This window comes from Actinacidiphila oryziradicis (assembly GCF_005047355.1).
Classification (GTDB): Bacteria; Actinomycetota; Actinomycetes; order Streptomycetales; family Streptomycetaceae; genus Actinacidiphila; species Actinacidiphila oryziradicis.
The window spans coordinates 1-1,667 of sequence record NZ_SUMC01000316.1 but is presented as its reverse complement, the minus strand read 5'-3'; the positions used below and the strand labels follow the sequence as shown (position 1 = coordinate 1,667).

The 1,667-nt window shown below is 68.6% G+C and carries 1 protein-coding gene; it reads left to right on the top strand.

All coding sequences use genetic code 11. The features are described 5' to 3' along the window. Positions 1-127: 127 nt before the first annotated feature. Positions 128-1,525, top strand: coding sequence for an IS1380 family transposase (locus tag FCI23_RS55545; RefSeq protein ID WP_169317502.1), 1,398 nt, complete (start codon positions 128-130; stop codon positions 1,523-1,525). The last annotated feature ends 142 nt before the right edge of the window (positions 1,526-1,667 follow it).

Here is a 1,667-nt window from a genome sequence, read left to right as displayed (position 1 = left end):
GCCTCACGAATTCACGGCACCAGGCACTTCAGTGACAGCCAGTCACCTCATGGAGGAAGGGTGCTTCCGACCTGCGATGATTCAGCTTCTCTAGGACTGGATCACGTGCAGGGGAGGCACCCTTCCGGTGTCGAAGCGTACAGAGTGGGCGGACGATCTGTCGCTGTCCGCGAGCGGGAAGAAGCTGGTGGGCAAGGCCGGGATCGTGCCGGTGCGGCGTCTGGCGGACAAGGTCGGGCTGACCGACGCGCTCGGGGCGGCCCTGGTGCGGCGGGACTTCCGTCCCGTCCATGACCGGGGAACCGTCCTGGTCTCGGCGGCCTGCGCGGTCCTGTTGGGCGCGCGGTCGATGGCCGGGATCGACGTGATGCGCCAGGCGTCGCTGGTCCTGGGCCGCCCGGCCTCGGCGTCCACGCTGTGGCGGACCCTGGAGGCGATCGGCCCGGTCCAGCTGACGAAGATCGCCTCCGCGCGGGCCCGGACCCGTGTCCACGTCCACCAGCAGCTCGACCTGCGGCCGGGCGGTTTTCCCTGGATCAAGGTCAACGGGCGGGAGTTGACCGGGATCACCGTGCTGGACCTGGACGCCTCGGTCGTCCCGGCGCACTCCGACAAGGAGGGTGCCGAGCCCAACTTCAAGGGCTACGGCCACCACCCGCTGCTGATGTTCTGCGACAACACCGAGGAACTCCTGGTCAACCGGCTGCGGCCGGGATCGGCCGGCTCCAACACCGCCGATGACCACATCTCGGTCAGTATCGAAGGGCTGCGTCAACTGCCCACCCGGCGACGACGCCGGGTGCTGTTGCGCACCGACGGCGCGGGGGCGACACGAGAGTTCCTCGCCTGGATCACCTCCGGCGGCGGCAACGCGGCCAACCGCTGGGAGTACTCCGTCGGACACACCCGTGACGACGACTTCTGGAGGGCCCTGGCCAAGGGTCCCTCCCACGCCTGGACCCCGGCTCTGGACCACAAGGGCCAGCCGCGCAAGGACGCCGGCCTGGTAGAGATCACCGACATGCTCGATCTGGAAGGGTGGCCGGACGGGATGCGGGTGATCGTGCGCCGCGAGCCCATCCACCCCAAGTACGAACGCGAGCTGAAGGACTACGAGAAGAAGACCGACTACCGCTACCAGGCCATCGCCACCAACACCGAAGGCGGGCAGCTGCAGTTCCTCGATGCCCGGGCCCGCTCACATACCCACGTCGAGGCCGGCATCCGCCGGTCCAAGGCCCTCTCCCTGAACCTGATGCCCTCCCGCTACTTCAAGGTCAACCAGGCGTGGTGCACCATCCTCGCACTGGCCACCGACCTTGCCCGCTGGTTCCAACTCCTCGCAGTGAGCGGGAAACTCGCCCGTGCCGAGCCCGCCACCCTGCGCACCCGGCTCCTGGACGTCCCCGCGAAAATCACCGACCACGCCCGAAGACGCGAGCTGAAACTCGACCCCGCCTGGCCCGCATCCACCGACATCGTCGACGCCTGGGACGCCGTCCAGGCCCTGCCCGACCCCGACTGACCACCACGAACCGCCCCGCCGTCCCGGAAAGGAGTAGACCCGCACCGCCCTCGGCACGTGGAAGTCGACGCTGACCCGCGACGACACGCGGGCAAATCGCCAACACCACCCAAAGGACGAACCGGGCCGAATCACCAACCCC